Origin of the sequence: Nocardia iowensis (assembly GCF_019222765.1) — a bacterium.
Lineage (GTDB): Bacteria > Actinomycetota > Actinomycetes > Mycobacteriales > Mycobacteriaceae > Nocardia > Nocardia iowensis.
Window position 1 is genome coordinate 3,346,189 of record NZ_CP078145.1, and the last position, 25,149, is coordinate 3,371,337.

At 65.5% G+C, this 25,149-nt stretch carries 23 protein-coding genes and 2 pseudogenes; 12 read left to right on the forward strand and 13 right to left on the reverse strand.

All coding sequences use genetic code 11. The features are described from left to right. Positions 1-363: 363 nt before the first annotated feature. From KV110_RS15400 to KV110_RS15415, 4 genes are all read left to right on the forward strand, one after another. A complete protein-coding gene (locus tag KV110_RS15400) occupies positions 364-2,595 on the forward strand; it encodes an MMPL family transporter (RefSeq protein WP_218476812.1) in 2,232 nt (743 codons plus the stop codon). A gap of 282 nt (positions 2,596-2,877) precedes the next feature. Further along, on the forward strand, positions 2,878-4,026 hold the full coding sequence (locus KV110_RS15405; protein ID WP_246634556.1) for an esterase/lipase family protein: 1,149 nt from the start codon (positions 2,878-2,880) through the stop codon (positions 4,024-4,026). A gap of 351 nt (positions 4,027-4,377) precedes the next feature. Beyond that, positions 4,378-4,530, forward strand: coding sequence for a hypothetical protein (locus tag KV110_RS41445; RefSeq protein ID WP_246634557.1), 153 nt, complete (start codon positions 4,378-4,380; stop codon positions 4,528-4,530). Positions 4,531-4,689: 159 nt separating this feature from the next. Then, positions 4,690-5,616 carry a hypothetical protein gene (locus KV110_RS15415; RefSeq protein WP_218476814.1) on the forward strand — a complete coding sequence of 309 codons (927 nt, stop codon included), beginning with the start codon at positions 4,690-4,692 and terminating at the stop codon, positions 5,614-5,616. 19 nt (positions 5,617-5,635) lie between these two features. On the opposite strand, the gene KV110_RS15420 is transcribed toward KV110_RS15415, so the two are convergent. From KV110_RS15420 to KV110_RS15435, 4 genes are all read right to left on the reverse strand, one after another. After that, positions 5,636-6,049 (reverse strand): YunG family protein, encoded by a 414-nt coding sequence (locus KV110_RS15420; protein ID WP_218476815.1) that lies wholly within the window; start codon positions 6,047-6,049, stop codon positions 5,636-5,638. A 439-nt stretch (positions 6,050-6,488) separates the two neighbouring features. Further along, positions 6,489-7,283, reverse strand: a complete 795-nt coding sequence (locus KV110_RS15425; RefSeq protein WP_218476816.1) for an SDR family NAD(P)-dependent oxidoreductase — start codon at positions 7,281-7,283, stop codon at positions 6,489-6,491. Continuing rightward, complete coding sequence (locus KV110_RS15430; protein ID WP_218476817.1) at positions 7,280-7,696, reverse strand: hypothetical protein; 417 nt, start codon at positions 7,694-7,696, stop codon at positions 7,280-7,282. Before KV110_RS15430 ends, KV110_RS15425 begins: the two co-directional genes overlap by 4 nt. A gap of 205 nt (positions 7,697-7,901) precedes the next feature. Next, positions 7,902-9,101 carry a PucR family transcriptional regulator gene (locus tag KV110_RS15435; protein ID WP_218476819.1) on the reverse strand — a complete coding sequence of 400 codons (1,200 nt, stop codon included), beginning with the start codon at positions 9,099-9,101 and terminating at the stop codon, positions 7,902-7,904. A gap of 365 nt (positions 9,102-9,466) precedes the next feature. Here KV110_RS15435 and KV110_RS15440 point away from each other — a divergent pair, with 365 nt between their 5' ends. Continuing rightward, positions 9,467-10,873 carry a carotenoid oxygenase family protein gene (locus KV110_RS15440; RefSeq protein WP_218476820.1) on the forward strand — a complete coding sequence of 469 codons (1,407 nt, stop codon included), beginning with the start codon at positions 9,467-9,469 and terminating at the stop codon, positions 10,871-10,873. A 71-nt stretch (positions 10,874-10,944) separates the two neighbouring features. Here KV110_RS15440 and KV110_RS15445 read toward each other — a convergent pair whose 3' ends face one another. The 4 genes from KV110_RS15445 to KV110_RS15460 form a co-directional block, all read right to left on the reverse strand. After that, a complete protein-coding gene (locus KV110_RS15445) occupies positions 10,945-11,919 on the reverse strand; it encodes an alpha/beta hydrolase (RefSeq protein WP_218476822.1) in 975 nt (324 codons plus the stop codon). 220 nt (positions 11,920-12,139) lie between these two features. Beyond that, on the reverse strand, positions 12,140-12,604 hold the full coding sequence (locus KV110_RS15450) for a nuclear transport factor 2 family protein (RefSeq protein WP_218476823.1): 465 nt from the start codon (positions 12,602-12,604) through the stop codon (positions 12,140-12,142). Positions 12,605-12,934: 330 nt separating this feature from the next. Further along, a complete protein-coding gene (locus tag KV110_RS15455; RefSeq protein ID WP_218476825.1) occupies positions 12,935-13,351 on the reverse strand; it encodes a CBS domain-containing protein in 417 nt (138 codons plus the stop codon). A 181-nt stretch (positions 13,352-13,532) separates the two neighbouring features. Further along, the gene (locus KV110_RS15460; protein WP_218476826.1) at positions 13,533-14,198 is read right to left on the reverse strand and encodes a TetR/AcrR family transcriptional regulator; all 666 of its coding nucleotides are present in this window, start codon (positions 14,196-14,198) and stop codon (positions 13,533-13,535) included. Positions 14,199-14,344: 146 nt separating this feature from the next. Between KV110_RS15460 and KV110_RS15465 the strand changes: the two genes are divergently transcribed. Then, positions 14,345-14,971: a CcdC protein domain-containing protein gene (locus KV110_RS15465; RefSeq protein ID WP_218476828.1), complete on the forward strand. Its 627-nt coding sequence runs from the start codon at positions 14,345-14,347 to the stop codon at positions 14,969-14,971. A 7-nt stretch (positions 14,972-14,978) separates the two neighbouring features. Here the strand turns inward: KV110_RS15465 and KV110_RS15470 are convergent, their stop codons facing one another. Beyond that, positions 14,979-15,656: an enoyl-CoA hydratase/isomerase family protein gene (locus tag KV110_RS15470; RefSeq protein WP_218476829.1), complete on the reverse strand. Its 678-nt coding sequence runs from the start codon at positions 15,654-15,656 to the stop codon at positions 14,979-14,981. A gap of 102 nt (positions 15,657-15,758) precedes the next feature. Then, on the reverse strand, positions 15,759-16,577 hold the full coding sequence (locus KV110_RS15475) for a maleylpyruvate isomerase N-terminal domain-containing protein (protein ID WP_246634558.1): 819 nt from the start codon (positions 16,575-16,577) through the stop codon (positions 15,759-15,761). Positions 16,578-16,826: 249 nt separating this feature from the next. Between KV110_RS15475 and KV110_RS15480 the strand changes: the two are divergent. Next, positions 16,827-17,312: pseudogene (locus KV110_RS15480) on the forward strand (TetR/AcrR family transcriptional regulator); the annotation flags it as partial. On the opposite strand, the gene KV110_RS41450 reads toward KV110_RS15480, so the two are convergent. Together KV110_RS41450 and KV110_RS15485 are read right to left on the reverse strand one after the other, a co-directional pair. Then, entirely contained in the window at positions 17,277-18,152 is an 876-nt protein-coding gene (locus tag KV110_RS41450) for a crotonase/enoyl-CoA hydratase family protein (RefSeq protein ID WP_246634559.1), read from the reverse strand. The pseudogene KV110_RS15480 and the gene KV110_RS41450 overlap by 36 nt on opposite strands. Before the next feature lie 95 nt (positions 18,153-18,247). Continuing rightward, the gene (locus tag KV110_RS15485) at positions 18,248-19,684 is read right to left on the reverse strand and encodes an aminotransferase-like domain-containing protein (protein ID WP_218476831.1); all 1,437 of its coding nucleotides are present in this window, start codon (positions 19,682-19,684) and stop codon (positions 18,248-18,250) included. A 69-nt stretch (positions 19,685-19,753) separates the two neighbouring features. Here KV110_RS15485 and KV110_RS15490 point away from each other — a divergent pair, with 69 nt between their 5' ends. The 5 genes and pseudogenes from KV110_RS15490 to KV110_RS15510 form a co-directional block, all read left to right on the forward strand. Continuing rightward, a complete protein-coding gene (locus KV110_RS15490) occupies positions 19,754-20,932 on the forward strand; it encodes a trans-sulfuration enzyme family protein (protein ID WP_218476832.1) in 1,179 nt (392 codons plus the stop codon). Between the two features lie 118 nt (positions 20,933-21,050). After that, on the forward strand, positions 21,051-22,064 hold the full coding sequence (locus KV110_RS15495) for a zinc-dependent alcohol dehydrogenase (protein ID WP_246634560.1): 1,014 nt from the start codon (positions 21,051-21,053) through the stop codon (positions 22,062-22,064). A gap of 29 nt (positions 22,065-22,093) precedes the next feature. Next, a complete protein-coding gene (locus tag KV110_RS15500) occupies positions 22,094-22,483 on the forward strand; it encodes a hypothetical protein (RefSeq protein ID WP_218476833.1) in 390 nt (129 codons plus the stop codon). A gap of 128 nt (positions 22,484-22,611) precedes the next feature. Further along, complete coding sequence (locus tag KV110_RS15505; protein WP_218476834.1) at positions 22,612-23,460, forward strand: ParB/RepB/Spo0J family partition protein; 849 nt, start codon at positions 22,612-22,614, stop codon at positions 23,458-23,460. A gap of 179 nt (positions 23,461-23,639) precedes the next feature. Beyond that, a pseudogene (locus KV110_RS15510) lies at positions 23,640-23,927 on the forward strand (class I SAM-dependent methyltransferase); the annotation flags it as partial. 88 nt (positions 23,928-24,015) lie between these two features. Here the strand turns inward: KV110_RS15510 and KV110_RS15515 are convergent. Beyond that, on the reverse strand, positions 24,016-24,789 hold the full coding sequence (locus tag KV110_RS15515) for a class I SAM-dependent methyltransferase (RefSeq protein WP_218476836.1): 774 nt from the start codon (positions 24,787-24,789) through the stop codon (positions 24,016-24,018). Between the last annotated feature and the right edge of the window lie 360 nt (positions 24,790-25,149).

The window sequence follows — 25,149 nt, forward strand, 5'->3', positions numbered from 1 at the left end:
GGCCATTCGTCATCGCCGCGCAAAACGTCGAGACGTATAACAAAGTCCGGCACAGTAGACAAACCGGGCTCGAGTATATCGACGGCGAGACGCGGGCCAGGACATTCTGGAGATCGCTGAAAAATCGAGCCCGATCGTTTGTGAAATGACCTAATTCAGGGCGCTTTACGTCCCTTCGCGACGGTGATCCGGTACCTGCCCGGGCGATAGGTACAGGTCACAGTGCGGATGTCCATCGAATTGTGCACTGTCGGAATCGTCGAACGTCCTCGTGTGCATCGTGATATCCCTTGATACGTTCCAGGCAATTCGCCCGGCGCCACCGAGAGTCGAGCATTCACGCACGTATTAGGGAGGCGGCGGTTGTTCGCCGATTTCACGCAGTGGGCAGATGTTGTCGTCCGGCGGCGGTTCGCGGTGATCGGTGTTGTCGTGTTCGCAATGCTGGCACTGGGTGCGTATGGGCTCGGCCTGAGCGACGAATTGAGTTCTCGCGGCTGGGACGACCCGACGTCGGAATCAGCGCAGGCGGCGCGGTTGCGCGATGAGGTGTTCGGCCGAGACCACAGCGGAGACGTGATACTGCTGTTCCACGCGCCCCCAGGAAAAACGATCGACGATCCGGCGTTCGCCGACGTGGTCGTCGACAGCCTGAACGACCTGCCACGCCGCTTTCCGAACGAAATCGCGAAGATCAACGGTACCTACTGGCCGACCGAAACCGGCCTGACGCTACCGGATCTCTTCGGCTCCGCGGATCGTAAGCACGCGTTCGCGTCCGTCGCCGTGCAGGGCGGCGACGACACCGAGCTGATGCGGAACTTCGGCAAAGTCGCGGACCGCTTCGACATACCGGGCATCGATATGGAGGTCGCCGGTGGGCAGGCGGTCGCCGGCGCGCTCAACGACACCATGGTGCACGATCAGCGGCGGATGGAACTGGTCGCCATTCCGGTCGTCGCTGTGCTGCTGTTCTTCCTCTTCGGCGGTGTCGTCGCCGCGGCTCTTCCGCTGATCGTCGGCGGGCTGACCGTGCTCGCCGCTTGGGGGGTCATTCGCGGCATCACCACCGTCACGGAGGTGAATTCGTTTGTCTCACCGGTAGTTTCGATGATCGGCCTGGGACTGGCCATCGACTACGGGCTGTTCATCGTGAGCCGATTCCGAGACGAACTCGCCGACGGCCACGAGGTGGCGGTGGCGGTCCGGCGGGCGGTGACGACCGCCGGACGGACGGTGGTGTTCTCGGCGACCATCGTGGTCGCCGCCGCGGCCGGCATTCTGCTGTTTCCGCAGGGCTTCCTGAAGTCGTTCGCCTATGGCGCGATGGTCACCGTCACACTGGCCGCGCTGACCGCGATCACGCTGTTGCCCGGGCTGCTCGCGGTGCTCGGCCACCGGGTGGACGCGTGGGGATTCGACTGGTTCCGAAAGACCAGGCCCGCCGACGATGTGCCGCACAACTTCTGGGGTCGCATCGCCGCGGCGGTGATGAAACGGCCACTCGCCGTGGCGATCCCGGTGTGCGCCGGGCTGCTGTTGCTCATCGCGCCGGTGCAGCACCTGGTATTCGGCGGCATCACCGAGCGCTTCCTGCCCCCGGCGGACCCGACTCGATTGGCGCAGCAGCATTTCGATGAAATCTTCCCGTTGCGCCGGATCGATCCGATCCACCTGATCATGGTCACCTACCGCAGCTCGGACATCGATACGGTGGTGACGCGCGCGAATCAGGCGCCAGGGCTGGCAGCACCGTTCCCCGCGCCGATGCAGGGCCCGGCGGACCCTTTTGTCTACACCACCGACACCGTGCTGGCCGGCTCGGACAACGCGGACGCGGCCATCGACTACCTGCGCTCCATGGAGCTGCCCAACGGGACGACGCTGCTGGTCGGTGGTCAACCCGCCGCGCAGCGCGACAGCATCGACGCGTTGCTCGACCGGCTGCCGCTGATGCTCACGCTGGTGTTCATCGCAACGACCGCGCTGCTGGTGCTGACCTTCGGCTCGCTGGTGTTGCCGCTCAAAGCGGCGGCGTTGAACCTGCTCGGGCTCGGGGCCACCATCGGCGTGCTGACCTGGATATTCGTCGAAGGACACGGCGCGGACCTGCTGGGCTTCACGCCCCAGCCGATCATGCCGTTGGTATTGATGCTCATCATTTCGGTGATCTACGGCCTGTCCACCGACTACGAGGTGTTCCTGCTCGCCCGCATCGTCGAGGCGCACCGGGCGGGGGTGTCCACCACCGACGCGGTCCGCACCGGTGTCGCCCGCACCGGCCGGATCATCACCGCCGCCGCCCTGATCTTGATCGTGGTGACCGGTGTATTCGCGCTCTCCGATCTGGTGATGATGCAATACATTGCCCTCGGGATGGTCACGGCACTGTTCATCGACGCGACGGTGCTGCGCGTACTGCTTGTCCCCGCGACGATGAAACTGCTCGGCGACGCGTGCTGGTGGGCGCCCGCCTGGATGCGCCACGTCCATCGGAAAGTCGTTGACCGCGAGCCGATTACGGGCGATGCGCGGGTAGTGCTACTCACCAAGGCGGGGAGTTCCTCGGTGTATACGGACAAGTGGGATTCCTGAGCTCCATCTATGGCTGCGTTTTCCCAGCCGGGCGAAAATGCGGCTTGCACTGAAACGGCATGCTCGGGTGCGGTCGCCGCTGAGGGCGCCGCCAACGGCCGCGATCGTCGCTCGAAACTCTCGAGATCGTACCGATTCTTCCTAAACGAATTTCGAGAAAGTTGTGAATTGTTCAGTATCCACGCAGAGCGGAAGATTTCTCATTCTAGCGGCGTTAGCGTTTGCACGCTTCGGCGCTGAGCGCCGAGCACATTACCGAGAACACTTCTGTAATGAGGCAAAATGAAAATCACTACCCGGCTGTGTTCGGGGCTTTTCGCAGGCGCACTCGCGCTTGTCATCGGAATGACCGATGCCGGCGCGGATCCCACGACAACCCCTACTCCATCGTCACCCGGTACTACATCAGCTCCAGCGTCCGGCGACCAGCAACAACAACAGCTCGCCAGCTCCATCACCCCTGGTCTGAAGAATCAGTCGGCGAAGCCGATCGTCGACACCGACCCTGGTAGTCACGCCTCCGACACCGTCGGGACCGGCCCGCAGATGTCGGCGTTTCTGGCGGCATTCGGCTACAGCTTGGCCAACCCGGATGCCGCACCCCCAGGCACCAACGACTGGAGCTGCAAACCCACCGCGGATCAACCGCGCCCCGTCGTACTGGTGCACGGAACCTGGGCGAATGCCTACGACTCGTTCGCATTCATGAGCAAGCCCATCAAAGACGCCGGCTTTTGCGGGTTCACCTTCAATTACGGCCGATCCAACCTTCTGCAGGGCGGGGGTGTTGGTTCAGCATTGCCGGGAGCCTATGGTACCGGCGACATTCCAACCTCGGCCAAGCAACTAGCTACTTTCGTCGATCGGGTGCTCTCCGCCACCGGTGCTCAGCAGGTCGACATCATCGGCTGGTCACAAGGCGGATCGATGGCTAACTGGTACACCAAGTACGAAGGCGGCGCGGCCAAGGTCAAGAACTTGATCACCTATGGCGCCACCCACCACGGTACAACCCTCCTCGGAATCGCAACGCTCGGCCGGGCGATCAACAACTTCGGGATCGATGTCCTCGGGCCGATTTCCCTTATTGTCGGAAAATCGGGAATTCAACAAACCATTGGCTCGGATTTCGTGACCAAACTCAATGCCAACGGAGACACCGTGTCCGGCATTACCTACACGATCGTCGGCACCAGATATGACGAAGTAACCACCCCCCACGACTCGACCTTCCTGAAAGCCGGTCCCGGAGCGACGGTGAACAACATCACCCTGCAGGACGGCTGCGAGATCGACCTGTCCGACCACCTCACCATGATGTACTCGCCTCGGGCCCTGTCGATTGCGCTCAAAGCTCTTGACCCGGCGAAGAACCCGACCCTCGCCTGTCAACCCAACCCGTGGCTGATCGGCGGTGGCGGCCGCCTCTGATCATCCTCGACCCAGGGTCCCGCCTGACGGCTCCGAACAGCCGAGCCGTCAGGCGGGCTCCGTCCGCAGCTAGGTACGGCCAGCGGCGGTCCGGATCGGCACCCATGTTCGACACCCGGGGGCGGCAGGGGCTCAGGGGGAACTATCTATTTTGCTGCCGTTCCCGCAGCGGCGTCCGATACTGTGCCGACACGACCTGACGGAAGGAGCCGCAGATTGGCGTCGAGCCGGTCACCACGGTGGGAGCCGCGCAACGGTGTTGGCGTTGTTGCGTTGGTGGCTGGGATCGTTTCCGTCGTTTTCGCGTTCGTTCCGATCGTTGGGGAGCTGGTCGCTGCCCCGACTGCCGTAGTGGCTCTGACTTGTGGATGGATCGGTTTTGTCCGTGCCGACAAGGGTTTGGCCACCAATCCGCGCGATGCGGTAGTCGGTGGCGCCCTCGGCATGCTGTCGATCTTCGTGATGTTCCTGGTGTTCGCCGCGACGAACAGCGCCCCGGCGTAGCCCATACGGCCGCGGATCGGGTACGTGCACCGGCCCGTGATTCGTGACGAGGCGTGGGCGGTCTGGGCAACCTTGTAGCACCGCCCCTGAAATCGGGGGCGGCAGGGCGCCTGTGCTGAAGTGGGCAGGGCCACAAGGAATATCGGAGCGGAGAGTTGGATGATGATCGACCGCAGTGAAAGCGTCGTCGTTTTCGCGTTGGGCCCGAACCCCGACGACGGTTTCACCAGGACGGTGCGGACGCAGGACGACTTCGCGGTGCAGCAGGCGTGGCGGGAACTGGTTGCGGACCACGACCTCCGACCCGAGCAGGTGACCGAATTGTTCACCGAGTGGCAGCCATCCACGGCCGACGCCTTGTTTATCGAGCAGACATTCGGCGAGATCGAACTGTCCCACATGTTCGAGCGCCCCGCGCCGGACGGGTGGGACATCGCGTTCGCCGAGGCAAGCGCCGCACTCGAGGCCGAGATCCGGCGGCGCGAGGCGGAAGCGGAGGCGACGACGCGTCGCATCGACGAAAGCACCAAGGACGGGGTAGTTCTGCCGGTGCTGCGCAGCACCTCGCTGCCCGGTAGCGACATCGTCCAAGACGCGATGCAGTACCTCCCGCTCGGCGACCACATCTATGTCACCTTGGCGCGCATGGCGAAGACCCCGCACGGCACGATCGGGATGACGCCGCTGCTGAACCACGATTTCACTGACGACGACGATGTTTCCGAACAGTTCTCGACCGCGATCATGGCCCTCGCCGGCGGCCTCACCCTCGAAGGTTGGGCCACCGCGGACGGCCCGATTGCCCGAGTCGCCCGGCAAGACAGCTTCCAGGGCGGCTCTGCCATCCTGCTCCCCGGATTCCACGAATGGGTCGCCGACAACACCGGCTGGCAGGATTTGATCGTCGCCATCCACTGCCCCGACGAACTGTTCGTCACGCCCGCGGATTCCGCCATGGCCGAAAAGATGCGTCGCGACGTCCACAACGCGCAACCCCGCTGCGCCGAACTGCGTCCCGCACTCTTCCGAATCACCGGAAACGGCCTCGACAATATCGAATTCGTGCTCGAGAGCAACCTGACATGAAAACCGTTGGGCTGCATGGTTAGGCACGCATAGCAGGCTCCGGCAGCGCACCGAGCCGAGCGATAACGCGCTCGCGCAACAGGAGATATTCGCTCCACCGGTAACGCGTGGGGCCCGGCCGGCGTTCGACAACACGGGCCGCCGCCAGCGTCTGGCCCAGCTGGAACTGCTCGCGAGTCAAATCGAGTTCTATACCGCTGGACAACCGGTTCCACCAGTGAAATCCATGTTGTTCCCCGCCGAGCCACACCTCGCCGACCATCAGCTCACCGCCGAAGATGTCGTTGACAATCAAGGCTGTGATGTCACAGTGACCATACGAAGGATTTCCGGGCTGCCAGTCGGCACGAGCAAGGTCATCCGCTGAGCAGGTGTCAGCAGCCCAGCTCGCCCGCAGAGCGCTGTCGATGGCGAGTAGGTTCCAAGGGATCATGTCCGAAGCATCCCATCTCGGACCGACAACCGAATGACGACCGGAAACGCATCTGGGCGAACATCATTGGCAGAACACGGAATACGGTCCGCTACTGAAGATGGCCCAACGCTTGTCAAAGGGCCGACCACGGTCCGCCTCCGCTGGCGCAGGACAGTCCGCGCCGGGCACCGAGCTCTTAGCGGAGGTGCAGCGCAACGCCGATGGTGCCGCCGGTTGCTGCGAGGTGGTCACGCCGACGTGCATGCCGATCGACAGTCGGTGTCTTTGTGTCGCCAGGCGAACCAGTACCCCGGCAACGTGACGATCACCCCCGACACGAACGCCGGTTCTCCCCTGAGTAGCACGCCGACGTCACTATCGAGGTCCACAAGATCAGCGCCGCCCTCGAACCGGTTCTGAACGAGGTGACCGTTCGCTCACTCCAGAATCCGGGCCTTCACGAGTGCAGGTCCAGGGAGCCCGCGTCGACGATGCTGACGCCGCCGTCTGCGACGAGAACCGACCCGGTGAGGTAGGTGGAGTCGTCGGAGGCGAGGAACAAGCACACGCCCGCGATCTCTTCCGGTTCGCCTTGACGACCCAGCGGGATGTAGCGGGTGGCGAATTGCCTGGCCGCGCTGTGGTCGAGATCGCGGCTCTGCATGAGGTGGGTGATCATGTTGTCGGACATGGGTGTTCGGATCTGGCCGGGGCAGATGGCGTTGACTCGGATGCCTTGCGGCCCGTAGTCGACGGCGAGGGACCGAGTCAGCCCGATCAATGCGTGCTTGCCGGTGACATATCCGGCGCGGTCGGTCGGGGCGCTGAGTCCCGCTATCGATCCCACGATGATCACCGAGCCGCGGGTTGCCCGCAAAGCGGGCAGGGCGGGGCGAACGGTGCTGTAGCAGGTGGTGACGTTGAGGCGCAGGGCTTCGTCCCAATCGGCGCGGGACGTCTCGCCGACAGTGTCGCCGCCGCCGGTGCCCGCATTGGCGACAACGATGTCGAGTCTGCCGAACCGTTGCTTTGCTGTGTCGACTGCCGCGGCCATGGCCGCGTCGTCGGCCGCGTCGGCGGGTATGACCACGGGGTCGCCGGTCAGCTCGGCGGCCACGGTCTCCAGTGGTTCGCGGCGTCGGCCCACCAGCAGTACCCGCGCACCCTCGGCGGCGAAGCGGCGGGCGGTCGCGGCCCCGATTCCGGTGCCCGCGCCAGTGATCAAGGCGACTTTGCCCGCCAGCCTGCTCATCGGCCCTCCGCAGCGAACGACACCTCGACCGGACCCGCGCCGCGCTCGAGGGAGATACGACTGAATTTGCCGTCCCGGATTAGGTAGTGCGCGTCCAACGGCGCGATGCGGACGTCTCCGGCGTGCATCGGACCGGTTGCGAGTTTGTCGGTGTCGCGGACGCATTCCATCTTTTCGCGCGCCCGCACCCGCAGGCTGTTGTCGCCATCGCTGATCACTTCGTCGATGAGCAGGGTTTCGGTGACGCCGTCGTGAATTTCGGTCAGCCATCGGAGCGTGTCGGCAGCACCGTGGGTCACTGTCTTGCCGTAGATGACGAAACTGACATCGTCGGTGTAATAAGTGTCGACGACAGTGCGGTAGTCACCGGAATTGTAGAGCGAGACGTAAGTGTCGTAGGTGCTGCGATCCATGGCGGTCTCCTTTCGGGCATGGCGGATCGGGTGAACTGGCTCATCGATCGGCGAGCACGTCGGCATGGCAAAGCGCGGGGGACTGATGGTTTCGCATCCAGCATGTGTCCCCCTTGTCCCTGTTTCGATAGCCCTGCGGCGCAGGTTTCACCGATGGCTTTGGTCCCCGGCACAAAAGGTGCAGTCGTGCCCCGGCGGAACGCGATCACGGCTGAGTGGTGTTTTCGAATTGTTCGGGAAACAGTTCGACTGCGCGTAGCGCGACCAGTAGTTCCGCGGTTCGAGCGGGGTGGGTGAGGGTGCTGCCGCTGTGTTCCTCGATGCGGTGTAGTCGGTAGCGGACTGTATTGCGGTGGCAGTGCAGCGATGTCGCGGCTTGTGGTGTCGACCCGTCGGCGTCTGACCAGGCGCGTAGCGTTTTCAGTAGTAGGGTGCGGTCGTGCTCGGGCAGTGACAGTAGCCCGCCGAGGGTGCGGCGTGCCATGGCGCTTGCCTCGTCCGGGCCGGACAGCATCAGCAGCAGGGCGAGTGGATCGTCGCCGTAGTGTGCTATCCGGCAGGTGGTTCCGTTGAGGCAGCCCAGTGCCAGTCGGGCTTGCCGCAACGCGGTCGCGGTGTCGCCGATGTCCCGGTAGGCCTCGCTGACGCCGATGCGGTCGGCGTCGATGGTGTCGAGCAGGTCGCGCAGTGGCCGTTCATCGGTGTCGAGGAGGGCTAGCACTCCGACGTTTTCTTCCGGTGAGTGCCGCCAGACCGCGCGTATCCGGGTGTTGGGGCGTTGGCGAATCTCGAAGTGCAGGTCGGGTTCGGGCTGTTTCGGGGTGGCGAGGACCACGCGGAAGTTGCCGATGCTGGGCAGGCCGAGGGATTCGACCACCGATCCGCGTTCGGCGGGATCCTTACCGCCGCCACTGAGCAACGACTCGATAAGGGTCGCGCTGAGGTGATGGTCGTGCTCGGCTTGGGCGAGGGCTGCTTGTTGGTAGCCGTCGAGGATTCGTTGGGTGCCCCGGCCCAGTGCGGTGAAAAGCCGGTCCGCGAGGGTGACCGAGAGTTCGTGGTCGGTCTGCGGGATGAGTTTCGCCGCCGCACGCAGCATGGTTCGCGAGCAGATCATGATGAGGGCGGTGATGGCGCTGAAGGAGACTCCGGCTTCGGCGCGCTGGCGTCCGGTCAGGTCGAGGTAGTCCAACCGCAGTTCGGCACCGCAGAGATGTTCGCATATTCGGCTCATCGCGTCCGCGATCGAGCGCTCGATCCGGTCCTGTTCGGCATCCGGCAGGGCCGCGATCTCGGGGATCTCGGCCCGCGCGTCGGCCAACGCCGTGCGCGCGATATCGGATACTCGACCCGCCAGCGGGGCGAACACCACCTCGGGCGGCAAAGGTCGGGCGCGTAGCGACATCGATGAGCCCCTTCCGCCACAGGCATCGCGGGGAGCGCCGTGGAATGCGGGAGCGCGTAGGTCGGATATCCAGGACCGCCGCGGCGGCTGACGTCCTGGCATCACCGTAGCAACCACCGCAACGGGCGCCGGGGTGACACGCCGCGCACTATCGGGCGACCGCACCCGTAGTTGTTCGCCCACACAATGCGAAGAGCTCGAATCGCGGCGGGCGTACACAACGATTTCTCGGAGGCGGTGCCACGATAGATCGTGACGCCGGAAAGCCGAGCCGCGAGGTTCTTCCGACATCGTTGCTGAGCCCGAGATCCGAACACCGGTCCGTACGGCCGAGTGCCTTTCCGGAATCAGAAAAGGAGCAGTGTATGTCGTATAGTCCGGCTACCAGCCGCAAAACTTCCTATGCCACCGGCATCATGGAGCCGATGCTCGACGAGATCACGCTGACCAACTTGCCGGTGGCAGGCGCGATACCCCCGGAGCTAGCGGGGCGATACTTCCGCAACGGCAGCAATGCGGTCCCGGAAATGGACTCCGGGCATGCGTTTCTCGCCCCAGGAATGATCCACGGGATCCGGATACGCGACGGCAAAGCGGAGTGGTATCGCAACCGGTACGTCCGCACGCCCGCGTTCGGTACCAAAGGCAAACTGGCCTTCGATGAAGCCGGGCGTCAATTGCAGGAGTTCGCTACCAACAACACCGATGTGAAAGTGCACGGGCAGCGGATTCTGTCGCTGTCCGAGCAATGCGTTCCCTACGAAATGAGTTCGGAGCTGGACACGCTCGGCCCGTGGACGTTCGGCGGGAAACTGCGGGGTAATATGATCGCCCATCCCAAACACGACCCCGCGACCGGGGCGTTGCATGCGTTCGGCTACGACATGGGGCGGCCGATCGTGGACTACTACGTCATCGACGCCGAGGGCACGCTTGTCACCGATCGGCGCTTCGAAGTCGACGCACCGATGTTCCTGCACGACATGGCTCTCACCGAGCACTACGTCGTCGTCTACGACACCCCCGCTACCTACGACCTGAACCTGCTCCCACTCAATCCCTGTCCCATCGTGTGGAACGACGCGCGGCCCTCCCGGCTGGGCCTGTTGCCACGACACGGCACCGGTACCGATATCCGATGGACCACCACCACCGCGTGCTGGATCCCGCATACCGCCAACGCCTATGAAGATGCCGAGGGCAATGTGGTGGTCGATGCCACCCGAGTCGACGCGTCGGACTGGGACCGGGGCTGGGCCGGACTGGGCGGCCTCGTCGCCCATCAGCACTCCATCGGCCCCACCACCGAACTGGTGTTGGAGGCGTCACTGTACCGATGGACCATGAACCCGGCGACCGGAACGGTGTCCGAGGAGTACCTGGACGATCGGGTTGTCGAGTTCCCTGCCATCAACCACGCCTTCGGCACCGGACAGCATCGCTACACCTACATCGTCGGCTACGCCGGGCGCGGCCGCACCGAAACGAGTCTGATCAAGTACGACCGAAACACCGGCCGGAACTGGACACGAGATTTTCCGCACGGCCAAGTGCCCGGCGAGCCCGAATTCGTCCCCGCACCCGACGCACGCAACGAAGACGACGGATGGATCATCTCGATGGTTACCGGCAAAGACGGGCAACCCTCAGAACTGATCATCCTCGACGCCTCCGACATCACCGGCCCCGCCACGGCCCGCGTCGTGCTGCCGCACCGCCTCCCCTATGGATTCCACGGCAGTTGGATTCCTGACACCGCTCTGCGAACGTGAATCGAATCGCGGCCGCTGTTGGACGGAATGAGCTGTGGCGCTGAGGCCATGACCTACCCGGGGCGGTCGCGTCAGTGCACGCCGAGTGCGTCGAGGATCATCGGACGTGCCGTCGCGATCGCTTGCTGCCAGTACGGCCAGGTGTGCGTTCCGTTGCCGATGTCGATGCGAGCGGCGATTCCGCCTGCCGCGATTCGATCACGGAACATCTGGGTAGCGGCTGCGGTCATCTGCTCGAGGACCATCGCGTTGACCGTGTTGCCGACCCCGTTCGGCAGGTCGAGCGGGCCGGGTAGGCCATTGCCTGTCGAAACGTACATCGGCAGACCACGGAGTAATTCCGCCTGCACGGTGGCGTCGTTGCGGCGCCAGGTCGGTCCGCCCGCCGGACCCCACATATCGTCGACGTTGAAGTTACCTTCATCCCACATGGCGGCGCGCATCGCTTCGTTCCAGAACGGAAATGTGGGGTGCACGAATCCGGAAAAGGATCCGGCGAACTTGAACTGGTCGCGATGGTGGCCGGCCAGGGTGAGGGCAGCGTTGCCGCCCATGGAGGCACCGACGATGGCGTTGTTGGTTCGTGACACGCCGTACCGTTCCAGGAAAGCGGGCAGCTCTCGGGTGAGGAACGTTTCCCATTTGTACGTCGTCGCTTGCTGATTGGTACTACTCGGTCGATACCAGTCGGTGTAAAAGCTCGACCGACCACCGACCGGGAACACCAATGTGACGTTGTCGCCTGCGAATTGGCGCAGCACATCGGTATCCGTCGTCCACTGACTGTGGTCGGCCGGCGCACGTAGACCATCGAGCACATAGAGGGCCGCGCTGCCGCCGCGGGCCGCCCACTGCACCTGGACTTTGATCGGCCCCATGCTGGACGGCACGAACAGGTCCTGGTAACCGCCTACCGGTGCCCGCAATACCGGTGCGTGGATCGGTGCGGCGGTGGCCGCAGCCGCACCGATCCACGGCACCAGCACAGCTGCCGCCAAGACAGCGCCGGTCTTCTTCAGCCGACCACGGATTGCCCGCTCCGTCACGGATCGCGCTGCTGCGCCCACCCCGGTACCTCCTACAGAACTGTGCCGCAATCGCTTTAGCGCCGCCTGATGCGTGCGACATACGGAGTGAACCCTAGCGAGCCCTGACGCGAGCGCAACAGTCGGACCCGGAAAGAACTTGCCACTTGCCGGTTCGCTACCCGCGAGAGGACCACGGGGGCAGAGTGATTGGCGATCTTGTCGGTCGAGTGGTTGTGGATCAGCGGGCGTTGGTACCGCGCTCCGGTGCTCGAGTGTCGAACGCCTGAGCAACGGCGAGGCTGTCTTCGTAGACGTGGTGGCGGGTGATGAGGTCGTTCTCGACGGTGAGGTGCAGCGCGAAACGGGAACGATAGGCGCGCCCAGTGGGCCGGGCAGTCTGGCGTATTTCCCCCAGGACCACCGCATCCGGGCCGTCGACCAGAACACGTTCGATCACGGTTTTGTTCTGCTCGGGCAGGTGGTACTCGGCGATTTCGCGGTAGTGCGCAGCCGCATCGGCGCGCGTGGCACGGTGCCGAATCCAGGGAGTCTCGGTGCGGCCGTGCTCGTTCACTGGCCAATCCAACTTCCAGTCGCTGACCGGGGCGTACAGCGCGGCGATGGCGTCCGGGTCACCCGAGCCGATCCGACGGAGAAGTTCTTCGACGATGGTCCGGGTAGCGCTGGTCGCGATGTTGCTCATAACAGCCACGATGCCCAAGTCAACGGACGCCGTCGATTACCTCCGAGGTAATGCCGTGTGTCCTGCCAGTTGATGCTTGGGTCGAGTCGCGGTCCGGCTGGATTACCCTGTCGGGCAGTCGGTGACGAGACGCCGACCGGCCGGGCTGTCCACCCACTGCAGCGCCTCACGCAGCACGGCGCGCATGACCGACTCTCTTCGATATCGCGTGACGAGATCAGTTCAACAGGGCCTCTTCCGGTTTCGGCGAAACGGGCGGTGCGGTATCTGGGCGGTCCGGGCAGGCTGACTGAGCGTGCCGACTACTCGTGCCCGGTCAGGCCCCGTCGATCATTCCTGCGATACGGCCTCGACGACGCTGCCCGCCTGCGGGTTGTCGAGTTCGCGTGCCACGTCGGCTTGCGCGACGATGCCGACCAGTTGGTCGTTCTCCAGCACGGGAACCCGGCGGATCTGGTGCTGCGACATCACCTCGCATACCTTCGATACATCGTCGTCGGCCTGCACCATCACGGGAGTGCCTTGGGCCAGCTCTCCGGCCTTCACGCCGATCGGATCCATGCGCTGCGCAATCACCTTCACGACGATGTCGCGATCGGTGAGCATGCCCTTCAGCTGGTTGTCCTCGCCGCAGATCGGCAGGGAGCCGATGTCCAGGTCGGCCATCTTACGTGCCGCGTCGAGCACGGAATCGCTGGAACGAACACATTGGACACCGGGGGTCATGATGTCGCGTGCAGTAGTCATGGAGCGCCTCCTCGAATCGTCGGGTACGACAAGCCACCCACGATGGATGGCCTGTTCAGCGCCTACCCGTACAGCCGAGCAGTACACACGTGGCGCGCCGGGCATCTCGCACGCCTGGCGCGGTCTGTGTGTTCGGTGCGCGGCCTAGGCGGGCAACGGAATGCGAGTGCGTCCAGGCGAATCAGCGCGGAGAAGTCCCCACGCGTGCCGCCCTCTCAGTGACGTCGCTGCCCACCAGGCTTGCCAGATGTAGTCGCAGCGTGGCGCGCATCCGATCCGGGTCGCGTCGGGCCGGATCGACCACCGCGGCAAGGGCCAAACCGTCCAGCAGGGCGGCGAGTCGATCGGTCTCCTGCTCGAGATCGCCGACCGTGCCGCGCAACACACCGGCGTCGGACATCGTGCACAGCACGCGGCGCACCAGCGAGCGCACTCCGGCCAATGGTTGCACCGCCAGGTCGGCCAGCTCCGGCCGCGCCCGCGCGGCCGTGGTGAAGGCCAGCCACACCGCCGACTCTTCGAATCGCTGCTCGTCCACGGGCAGCAGCTCGGCCAGGATCCGTTCGGCGACACTGCCCGGCACTTGCTGCACGACCACGCCCTCGGGGAATATCTCGGCCAGGTCGCGCAGCACCCGTTCGGTCACCCGCCGATTCAGTTCGGCCAGGGTGAAGCTCAGTAACTCGGTATGGCTGTCGAAGTAGTGCCGCACCGAGCCGACGACCAGCCCCGCCTCCTCGGCTACCCGGCGCAGCGAGGCGTGCTCCACCCCTTCTCGGGCGACGACTCGAAATACGGCGTCGGCCACCGCTTTTCGACGTTCGACCGGATCCACGATCTTGGGCATGAGTAGTGATCCTATGTTTCTTCCACCTCGGCAAGCCGAGCGCCGTCGCATCGTTTGTCTTTATAGCACACTCGAGCTACTTTAAATAGCATGATTGAGCTATTAACCCGGTCGATGTCGGTGCACGACCTGCCAGGAGCGGACTCATGAGCACCCCACTGATCATCGCGCTCGTCACCGCCGTGCTGCTCTTCGTGATCGTCCGGCGGTTCCGCGGGGAACCGCTCAATGCCAGGGACATCCTGGTTCCGCCGATCCCGCTGCTGATCATCGGCGTGCAGGGCATGGTGAAACACCATCCCACCGCCGTCGATATCGTCTGGATCAGCGTCGGCCTACTCGTCGGATTCGCCTTCGGGGCTTGGCGTGGCACCACGATCACGCTGCTGACCCGCGACGGAGTGCTGTGGCAGCGCTACACCGGCGCCACCCTCGGGGTCTGGGCGTTCTCGCTGACGGTGAGCGCGAGCATCGGTTTCCTCGGCGTCCATCTGGGCGCCAACGCGGATGCCCGGCCGGTGCAGTTGTCGATCGGCGTGAGCATGCTCGGCGAGGCGCTGACACTCGCCCTACGCGGATTGTCCACCGGCTATCCCTTCGCACCCGAGCGCGTCCGCAAGACCGGATCACCCCTCGAACAGATTCCCGTTGAGCGCCAGCGCCTTCGGACGGCGGTTACATCGCCCCGGATCCGATCGGCGGTCGCCGAATGGCAGCGGACCGGCGATCCGCGAACGGCTCTGAACAGTCTGCGACACACCGATCGGGAGTGATCGGGGACTACATCGCCAGGGTCGGTGTGCCCACTTCGATGCCGGTTCGGCGCAGCGCCTTCGCCTTCGTCCGCATCAGTGCGTCGCGCGGTCCGCGCGCGATGTCGAGGGCCAATTCGTGGGCGGCGGCGGCCAATTCGTGGCGGGGTAGCACTGCGCTCACCAAGCCGAGCCGGAGCGCCTCGGTCGCGTCGACGGTCCGGCCGGAGAGTGTCAAATAGCGCGCGGCCGCACCGCCGACCAGCTCCCGCAACGGCTGATACAGCACGTCGGCGAACCGTTGCTCGGGGTGGGTGAAGGTGGCTGTGTCCGCGGCGACGCGGATGTCACACAATGTCGCCAGGTCGAAGCCGCCTGCGATGGCGGGACCGTTGACGGCGGCGATGGTGGGTAGGGGAAACCGCAGCACGGTGTGATGGAAGCGATCGCTGGACGGCCACAGTGCTTGTCGCACAACGGGATCGGTCGAGCCGAACTCGGCAAGATCGAATCCCGAGGAGAAGATGTCGCCCGCTCCAGTGATCACGACGACCCGCACTGCTGCATCGACGGCGAGCGCGTCGAGAGCTGAGCTCACTTGGTCGCGTACCGCGATCGAGAGAGCGTTCTTCTTTCCCGGGTTGTCCAGGGTGAGCGTGGCGACGCCGTCACCTTGCGCCGACACGGACACGAACTGTTCGGACATATCTGTTCCTCTCTGGAGCGGCCTGCGAGATCGTGCCAGCCGTCGGGCCCGGGTACTGCCCGCGACGAAGGACCCGGGGGCCGCGCGGTTTTCTTCGTTACGTCACGCGGGGTGGAACAGCGTGACCAGTCGTCCGGCCAGCCACGGACGGCGGCCCCAGGCCAGCAGCTTTCCGGTCAAAGTCGGTAACCACGGGTCGATGCGGCCGTAATTGAGCAACAGCGCGGTGACCGGTTCGGCGCTGATGTGCACATCGATCCGACCTGGGTCCGGGGGATCGATGGTGAGGTGTCCGTCGCTGAATTGATAGATGTGCGTAGCAAGCTTGCGCAGCCGGAATTCGTAAGTCGCCGTGTGACCGGCGGCCTCGGTCGAATTGATCCATCCCGGTAGCACCTGATGCTGGCCCAGCGTGATCATGGGCACGACATGTGGGGGAATTGGCCACGGGCGGCCGAGTGCTTTGGCGATGTCGTGACCGTGCACGACGAATTCGCCGATCAGCGTGCCGAGCGAGCGGTCGGCCCGCACGCGCTGGTCACCGTCGAAATTCATCAGCGGCTGGTTGTCACCGAATCCTTCGATGATGTTCAGAAAGGATGCGAGGCCGTCGCGGAGAATAGCGGCCAGTTCGGTGCGGTTTCGCGTGGGCAGGGTGCGGATCTGCTCGGCATTGAACGCGGGCAGGTCCGTCACCCGAGTGGGCCAGTTCCCTTTGCCCCGTGCGAGATCCCGGTATCGAGCCGGCTCCATGGCGACGTGGCCGAAGACGTCGGTAATAGACCAGCCCGGCGTCGCGGGCACCGGTGCGGCGGGATCCGGCGCCGACAACACGAGATCAATGAATTGTTCCGCCGCTCGGGACGCGGCGTTGGCCATCTGCGCCCTGGTCGGCGGGGTATTCGATAATGGATGTCGCATAACAGTCCTTGGGATTCATATCGGGATTGCGGCTATCGGGGCCAGGGTGTCCCGCTGTTGTGCTGAGACCGCCCCGAAGTGCGTCGCCGGGGTAATCGGTTGATCAAGTGTGGAAAATCCTCGGTCGTACAGCAGGTTTCAATGCGGCCGAGTGCGGACTCCGTTGCCGACGGCATACGACGCGGTCCGGACGAGGGATCGCACCCGGCCGCGTCCTAGTAGAGCGTTCCACTGGCGTTATCATCTGGTATGCCTCGCGTCACCGATACCCGCGACCGTCTGCTCGATGCCGGTGCGGCGTTGTTTCGCCAGCAGGGCTATACCGGCACCGGGTTGAAGGAGATCGCGGCCGCGGGTGCGGCACCGATGGGGTCGCTCTATCACTTCTTCCCGGGTGGGAAGGAACAGCTGGGTGTCGAAGCCGTGACTCGTTCCGGCCAGCGCTATCAGCGGTTGATCGACCTCGTATTCGATCGGTCCGAGGATTTTCCCGGGGCTGTTCATCTGTGGTTCCGCCTGGCCGCCGAGGCGCTGGAGAAGTCGGATTTCGGCGACGGCTGTCCCATCGCCACGGTCGCGCTGGAGACGGCCGGAACCGGGGAGTCGCTGCGTGCGGCGTGCGCGGCCGTGTTCGACGCGTGGTTGGACCGGGTCACCGAGGAACTCGTGCGCGACGGGCACGGACTCCGGCAGGCCCGGTCACTCGCCTCGTTCGCGCTGGCTGCGCTGGAGGGGGCGATCGTGCTGGCCAGAACCACCCGCGACACCACCCACCTGCGGCAGAGTGCCACGCACGTGGCCGACACCATCGCGGCCCGCCGCGCCGCGGCCGGCGCCAGCGGCGAATAGCTTCGCGCCGCGGAGGCCTTCCTCGGCGGCTACGCCACCGAGCCGCGCTTCGAGCCAAAAGCCCGATTGCAGGTCTTTCCCGGCACTTTCGATGGTCGCCTGCCGGTCGGCGAGCATGGCCTGCGGTGGAAAGCCCGCGATCAGCTCGGCCAGTTGCAGCGCCCGGTCGAGTGCCGCGCCGTCGTCGACCAGCTCGGTCACCAATCCCATGGCGGACGCCTCCGGCGCGTCGATCACCCGGCCGGTGAGGATCAGGTCGAGGGCGCGGCCGAGACCGATGATGCGGGGGAGGCGTTGGGTGCCACCGTCCAGCAGCGGTACGCCCCAGCGGCGTTCGAGAAAGCCGAACCGTGCGGAGCGCGCGCTTACCCGCAGGTCGCACCACAGCGCGAGCTCCAAACCGCCTGCCACGCACCAACCTTCGATCGCGGCGATCGTCGGCTTGTCCGCGGTGAGGCGGGTGAATCCCTCGGGCCCCTCCGGCACGTATACCCGGTCGTAGAACGATTCGAGATTCTTGAGGTCGGCGCCAGCCGCGAAGGCCGCGCCGCCCGCACCGGTCAGCACCATGACGCGCGCCTCGTCGTCGGCTTCGAATCGGCGGTACGCCTGGTTCAACTCCACCGCGGTCGGGCCGTCGACCGCGTTGCGGCGATCAGGTCGATCGATGGTCACCACCGCGGCGGCACCGATGCGGGCGTAACGAATGTTGTTGTCGTTGGGCACTTTTCCTCCACGGAAGCCATTGAGTAGAACGGCTACTATAGATAGCGGCGCCCAGCTGTGTAAGTCCACCGCCGCGCGGTGGCGAACTCGATGGCTCAGACGACGACTTCGACCGGGCGGTGGCCCCGCCTGACTTGGAAGACGGCCCACGCCTCGGCCAGTCGCGCCACCGCGGTCCGCAGCTGAGCTGGTTCGAGGACGAACGACAACCGCAGATGATCGGTGAAGCTGTCGTCGGGGCTGGTCCGGTTGCCCGGGAGTACTCGCACACCGTGGTCCAACGCGAACTGGGCGAATTCGCCGGTATCGCCGTGCGGGAGCCGAGCCCACAGGAATGGTCCGCCGCGCGGGCGTTCCCACGTCCAACCGGGAAGTTGGTCCCGCAGCAGGTCGGCCATCAACTCGTATCGTTCGGCGAGCTGCCGTCGCCGGACGACGCCGAGCTCCGCGAGGCCGGGCAGCAGGCGTAGTGCGAGCAGCTGGCTGAGATGCGACGACCCGAGGTCGGTGACGACTTTGAGACGAGCCAGCCGCGCGATCAGATGTTCGTCGGCTCTGATCCAGCCGACCCGCAACCCGGCCCAGCACAACTTGCTCAGCGAACCGACCGTGACGACCGTGCCGGCTTCCGTAGTGGCGGCCAATGGGGGTGGGCTGTCGGCGTCGAAGAGCAAATCGGCCAGGGTGGTGTCGTCTACGACGGGAACCCCGGCGGCCGCGGCCAGGCGGGTGATGTCGTGGCGTCGGGCGGTGCTCATCACCGCGGCGGTGGGGTTGTGGCAGGTGGCCGTCACGTACACCAGCCGCGCCGCCGTGCGGTCCAGTGCCTCGCTCAGTGCTCGCGTCCGCAGGCCTTCCCCGTCGACCGGTAACCCGAGGACGGTCGCGCCCGCCGCCGACGCGGCGTCCAAAGCTCCTGCGTAGGTGGGGTTTTCGGTGATGATCGTGCCGTGGTCGCGGCCGAACAGGGTGAACAGCAGGTCGATGGCCTGCTGGCCGCCGGTCGTGACGAGGATCTGCCCGGGCCCCGTCGGCAGGCCGCCTTGGGTGTAGCGCGTCGCGATGGCGGCACGCAGGGCGGGAAGGCCGAGTGGTGCGTAATCGAATTGGCCGGCCAGCCCCCGGATGTCGGCGGGAGAGAGTCGCAGCGCCTCATCGGACACTCCGTCGAGGCCGGGAATCACCGCCCCGGAAAGATCAATCGCGTCACCTGCCGAGGTACTGATCAATTTGGTGGCGGGGGTGACCGCGACCGGTACCGCGGGCCCGACCCAGCGCCCCGCGGTGGCGACCCTGGTTCCACTTCCGCGAGCGCTTTCCAGCAGTCCTTCCTCGCGCAGCAGCCGGTAGGCCGCGATGACCGTGGTGCGGCTGACCTCCAGCGCCCGCGCGAGGTCGCGCTCGGACGGAAGTTTCGAGTCGGTACCGAGCACCCCGCTGCCGACCAGGGTCCGGAGCCGCTCGGCCAGGCGTTGATACAGGGGGCCGTGCCCGGCGGACCAGCGGCCGAGCTCGGACACGAGCGTGTTCATATCCATTTGTATCCAATCGTGGCGTAATTGGATATAGATTGCCAGTCCACTATCCCGCATTCTGGCGTCATGGATACCTCCTTCACTGTGGAAACGCTGCTCGTGCACGCCGACGCCGACCCCACCGAGGCGGCCATCGCACCGCCGTTGTTCGCATCGGTGCCGTTCTCGGCGGGCTCGGCCGAGGCGTTCCGCGAGATGAACAGCGGCAGGCACGATCGGTTCTATCGTCGGTACGGCAACCCCACCCAAGCCCGGCTGGAGCAGGTGATGGCCGCTGCGGAGGGTGCCGAGACCGGCATGGCCACGGCATCCGGGATGGGTGCTATCTCGACCACCCTGCTGACCCTGCTCGGCCGAGGCGATCATGTCGTCGGGCAACGCAGCATGTACGGCGGCACGTTGAGCCTGCTGCAGGAGATCGTGCCGCGTCTCGGCATCGAGGTGACCTTGGTCGAGCAAACCGATGTCGACGCTTTCGCGGCCGCCATCCGGCCGAACACGAAGCTGATCATGCTGGAGACCCCGAGTAACCCGCTGCTGCGGCTGACCGACGTGGCCGCGGTCGCCGCGCTAGCGCGCGAGCACGGCATTCTCACCTTCGCCGACAACACGGTCGCCACGCCGGTGAACCACCGTCCGCTCGACCACGGCGTCGATCTGGTCATGCACAGCCTGACCAAGGCGGCCTCGGGCCACTCCGACGTGCTGGCCGGCATCGTCCTCGGCCGACGGGAGCTGACCGACCGAATCTGGCAGACCCACACCATGATCGGCGCGGTGGTCAGCCCGTTCGACGCATGGCTCGCCCTGCGCGGATTGCGCACCCTGTCGATGCGGATGGACCGGCAGAACCGGACCGCCCTCGCCTTGGCCCATTTCCTCGACGAACATCCGGCTGTCCGGGTGGTGAATTACCCGGGCTTGCCGAGTCATCCGCAGCACGCGCTCGCTCAGCGGCAGATGGTGGGCTACGGCGGCTTGCTCAGTTTCGAACTCGACGGCGGCTATCAGGCGGCGGAAGAGCTGCTGGCCGCTGTCGAGCTCCCGGCGCGATCGTCGAGCCTCGGCGGTGTCCGATCGCTGGTCGTGCAACCCGCCGCCATGTGGGCCCAAGAGCTGACCGAAGAACAGTTGGCCGAGGCGGGAGTTCCCGCCGGGCTCGTGCGCTTCGCAGTCGGCTTGGAAGCCGAAACCGACCTCATCGCGGACCTTTCCCGCGCCCTGTCGGCGCTGAAACCACGGTGACACGCCTGCGCCGCTACTCGGAAAGGGCCGCCGATGAAGTCCACACCTCGAAGCTCTTCCCAGTAGAACGTTCTTCATAATACGGTGGAGGCACCGATGCTCTTTGAGGAGGAGTCAGGTGCAAGAACTGCAATTCATTGATCGCGGCACGCTGGAATGGCGGGAGACCGACGAACCCCGACTGCGGCATTCCGGCGACGCTCTCGTGCGACCGCTGGCCGTCGCCATCTGTGACCTGGACCGGATGATCGTGCGAGGCGCGGCACCCGCGCGGGGTCCGTTTCCGTTCGGACACGAGTGCGTGGCCGAAGTGGTCGAGGTCGGCGACGAAGTCTGCGGCTTCGCGCCGGGCGACCGTGTCATCGTGCCCTTCCAGATCTCGTGCGGCTCGTGCTCGGCGTGCCGGCGCGGCCGCACCGGGCACTGTGCGACCGTGCCGCGGATGTCCATGTACGGGCTCGGTCCGCTCAGCGGCGCCGAGTGGGGCGGTTTCCTGTCCGACCTGGTTCGCGTCCCCTACGCCGATCACATGCTGTTTCGGCTTCCCGAGGGAGTCGACCCGGTCGCCGTCGCGAGTGCCAGCGACAACCTTGTCGACGCCTGGCGCACGGTCGCACCGCATTTGAGGGACGAGCCCGCGGGCTCGGTGCTGGTCGTTGGCAGCAACGCGGCCATCGGCCTGTACGCCGTCGCCATCGCCCGCGCCCTGGGCGCGACTGTCGACTGGGTCGGTGGCAGTGACCGGCAGCGCGGCGCCGCGGAACGCCTCGGCGCCCGTGTTCTCGATCCCGCCTTTCCGGAACGGCTCGGTCCCTACCCGATCACCGTCGACGCGAGTAACCACCCCGACGGCCTGGGCTGCGCGATTCGCTCCACCGGACCGGACGGGGTATGCACCAGCATCGGCATCTACTTCACCGCGCAGGAACTTCCGCTGCTGGAAATGTATTCGAAGGGGATTCACTTCTACACCGGCCGTGTCCACGCCCGACCGGCCATTCCGGATGTGCTCGACCTGGTCGTCGCCAAAAAGCTGCGGCCGGAGACCGTCACCGGCGCGGTTGTCGACTGGGACGACGCCGCCGAAGCCATCACCGAACATTCCACAAAGCTCGTCATCACCCGCCGGTAAGGATGTGGTGATCAACGAAGGGGCTCGCGATGAGCGACGAATTCCAGGAACTACTGGCCGAGGTGATGTCGCATGCCGACCACTTCGGCCATCGGGAACACCTCGAGCTGACCTGGCTCGCGGTCCGGCGCCACGGCTCGTCGGCCGCCGTCGAGCTGGTCAGCGAAGGTATTCAGCGCACAGCCCGCTACGAGCGGGTGCCACGGAAATATCACGCGACGATCAGCCGGGCCTGGGTCGAGCTCGTCGGCCATCACGTACGGGAAAGGGCGCAGGAGAACGACTTCGCCGAGTTCGTCGCGCGAAATCCGGCGTTGCTGGACAAGCGGCTGATCAATCGCTTTTATCACGCGAGCACCCTGGCCAGTTCCCACGCGCGCAGCGAATGGGTGGAGCCCGACCGTACGCCGTTTCCCTGATGGAACAGCAGGCCGAACCGGCCCCGTGCGCTGCCGACTGGTTCGATCGACTGCCCGTTACGACAGTCGCGATAGGCGCGCTGCTTCCGGGCGACACACCACGCCGGTCCGGTGAGGACCTTCGCCATGTGAACCTTCTCGCCGAGATATCGGGGGAGTTGCCACCGATCGTGGTGCACCGACCCACGATGCGAGTCATCGATGGGATGCACCGGCTGCGCGCCGCCATCCGCCGGGGTGACCAGACGATAGGCGTGCGGTTCTTCGACGGCAGCGCTGACGAAGGGTTCGTGTACGCGGTCGAGGCGAATATCAAACACGGACTGCCGTTGTCGCTGGCGGATCGGCAAGCGGCCGCAGAGCGCATCATGCACACCTATCCCGAGTTGTCGGACCGGGCCGTCGCTGCACGTTGCGGGTTGTCTCCGAAGACGGTGAGCGCGATCCGACGACGATCGCGAGATTCGGGTCTGCGAGTGGAGCGGCGGGTGGGCCTGGACGGGCGGATTCGGCCGTTGAATACGGCCCAAGGTCGGCGTGCGGCGCGCGATTACATCGCCGGCTGCCCGGATGCCCCCTTGCGTGAAGTGGCCGACAATGCCGGTATTTCGTTCGCCACCGCCCGCGACGTGCGCGAGCGGATGCGGCGGGGGGAGGACCCGGTTCCAGAACGGCTCCGCCTGGTCGACACCGACCACCAGGCGCAGCACGGAAAGACCGTCGATGCGCCGCGGCCGGACAAGAACGCCATCCTTCGGCAACTGAGCAGAGATCCGTCCGTGCGGATGAACGAGTCAGGTCGGCTACTCATCCGATGGCTGGCCAGCCGTGCGATCGATCCCGCAGACTGGGCCGGTATCCGAGCAGTGATACCAGCCCACTGCGCCCCCGCCGTAATGCAATTCGCCGAACTGTGTGCCACGTCCTGGCAGGAGTTCGCCCGCGAGCTTCGACGCGATATCGACCGCACCACTTAAAGGCCGGGGCGGGTTGAGCTACCGGTGTTTGCCCGCACACCGCGAAGAGCACGAATCGCGGGTCTTCACCGACCCGCTCGTCGGCCGCATCCTCGGCGTTACCGACGGTGAACTGGCCGAATTGGAAACGCCTCTCCGCCGCAGGCATCGACCTGCCCTAGACACTCACATTCACACCCGTCGATTTCGAAACCGAAACGCTGACAATGGGTTTGGTGGAAGCGGGATTCGTCCGATCGGCTCCGGCCGTCTTCGTGTGGCTCGGCGTCATCGCGTACCTGACCTCGGCAGCCATCGAATACATTGCGGGCCAGGCGACACCCACCGAGGTGGTCCTCGACTACGGGCAACTCCCGGCCCCCACCGAAGACCGCGCCAAGCTCCGGGCGCGCGCCGAGCGCCAGGAATTGATCACCGGGTACGCCGATGTGCCGAGTCGGCAGCGAGTTTCGCTGGGCCGCACGTAGTGCGCTACTCGCTGAGGACTGCCAGAAGATCCATGCCGCGCAGCCGATCTGAGGCGAAGCTAGCCAACGCGTGGACCGTCGATGGCTTTCACAGTTGGCGGGCGCGCAGTACGCCGGTCAGCATCGGGAGGGTGAATTCGCCGCTGTTGGTCTCCGGTCTGCTTGCCAGGAAAGCGCGGATCCGGGTGAGCGTGGCCGCTCGTTCCTGCTCTGGCATGACCAGCATCCCCGCGCGCGTCGCGATGGTCGCGACGAGTGAGTCGGCGGTGCGACGCTGTCCATGCGGGAACTCGGCCTGCTCAGACGAGCCGAACCGAGCGACCACACCGGTGTCGGGAAGGTGCAAGCCTGCCGTCGCGACACGCCAGCTGCTGAGCGTGTCACGCGGGCCGATAGCCGCGCTTCCGCTGACCCGCTCGAGCCCGGCAACCCAGTCGACCCGGTTGTCCACGACATTCCACAGACCGGCCAGGGTGCCGCCGGGTGCGAGGACCCTGGCTATCTCGGGCCCCGCGACGGTCATGTCGAACCAGTGCAGGGCGTTTCCGGCCAGCACGGCATCGACGGACCCGTCCGGCAGCGGTATCGCCTCGGCACTACCCGGCAGGACACGGACACCCGGCAGCGCGCAGCGCAGTTGGGTCAGCATCGCCGGGTCGGGCTCGACCGCGATGACGTCGGCGCCCAGCGCGCACAGCGTGCCAGTCAACTTTCCGGTTCCAGCCCCGAGGTCCAGCACTCGCGGGCCGGGCGCGGACTCCAGCGCCCAGTGCACTGCGGCGGGCGCGTAGTCGGGGCGGTGCTCGGCATACGCGACCGCCGCCGTGCCGAACGACAAGGCATGCCGCGTATCCCGTTCCATTCGGTCACCCTATCCGCGCCGCAGGTGCGCGCCTAGCGGGTTGCGTCCGTCGTAACAACGCGATGTAGGAAACCGAAAGTCACAGGACCGCGTTCGAAGCGATTTCCACCGAGAGGGATTCGAATGAGAAGACCGATAGTCGCCGCCGCACGAGTTACGGCCGCCGCGGTGTTGGGTCTGGGCGTCGCGGCAGTAGTCGGCTCCGGCACGGCTCAGGCCGCGCCGGAGGACTGCGTTATCACGCGGGACCTGACCAGCGCGACGGCGACATGCCATGATTACGACGCCCCGGCCGGGCGGGAGTACGCCCTGATCGTTGAGTGTTTCGGCTTGCACGGTGTGCCGAATGCGTTTCCCCTG

Coding starts and splice junctions, on each gene's coding strand:
- KV110_RS15470 (WP_218476829.1), bottom strand. CDS start 15,656: ATGTCCGAACAGTTCGTGTCCGTGTCGGCGCAAGGTGACGGCGTCGCC.
- KV110_RS15430 (WP_218476817.1), bottom strand. CDS start 7,696: ATGGATCGCAGCACCTACGACACTTACGTCTCGCTCTACAATTCCGGT.
- KV110_RS15465 (WP_218476828.1), top strand. CDS start 14,345: ATGAGCACCCCACTGATCATCGCGCTCGTCACCGCCGTGCTGCTCTTC.
- KV110_RS15450 (WP_218476823.1), bottom strand. CDS start 12,604: ATGAGCAACATCGCGACCAGCGCTACCCGGACCATCGTCGAAGAACTT.
- KV110_RS15500 (WP_218476833.1), top strand. CDS start 22,094: ATGAGCGACGAATTCCAGGAACTACTGGCCGAGGTGATGTCGCATGCC.
- KV110_RS15460 (WP_218476826.1), bottom strand. CDS start 14,198: ATGCCCAAGATCGTGGATCCGGTCGAACGTCGAAAAGCGGTGGCCGAC.
- KV110_RS15440 (WP_218476820.1), top strand. CDS start 9,467: ATGTCGTATAGTCCGGCTACCAGCCGCAAAACTTCCTATGCCACCGGC.
- KV110_RS15415 (WP_218476814.1), top strand. CDS start 4,690: ATGATGATCGACCGCAGTGAAAGCGTCGTCGTTTTCGCGTTGGGCCCG.
- KV110_RS15405 (WP_246634556.1), top strand. CDS start 2,878: ATGAAAATCACTACCCGGCTGTGTTCGGGGCTTTTCGCAGGCGCACTC.
- KV110_RS15490 (WP_218476832.1), top strand. CDS start 19,754: ATGGATACCTCCTTCACTGTGGAAACGCTGCTCGTGCACGCCGACGCC.
- KV110_RS15475 (WP_246634558.1), bottom strand. CDS start 16,577: ATGCGACATCCATTATCGAATACCCCGCCGACCAGGGCGCAGATGGCC.
- KV110_RS15455 (WP_218476825.1), bottom strand. CDS start 13,351: ATGACTACTGCACGCGACATCATGACCCCCGGTGTCCAATGTGTTCGT.
- KV110_RS15485 (WP_218476831.1), bottom strand. CDS start 19,684: ATGAACACGCTCGTGTCCGAGCTCGGCCGCTGGTCCGCCGGGCACGGC.
- KV110_RS15515 (WP_218476836.1), bottom strand. CDS start 24,789: ATGGAACGGGATACGCGGCATGCCTTGTCGTTCGGCACGGCGGCGGTC.
- KV110_RS15435 (WP_218476819.1), bottom strand. CDS start 9,101: ATGTCGCTACGCGCCCGACCTTTGCCGCCCGAGGTGGTGTTCGCCCCG.
- KV110_RS15425 (WP_218476816.1), bottom strand. CDS start 7,283: ATGAGCAGGCTGGCGGGCAAAGTCGCCTTGATCACTGGCGCGGGCACC.
- KV110_RS15420 (WP_218476815.1), bottom strand. CDS start 6,049: ATGATCCCTTGGAACCTACTCGCCATCGACAGCGCTCTGCGGGCGAGC.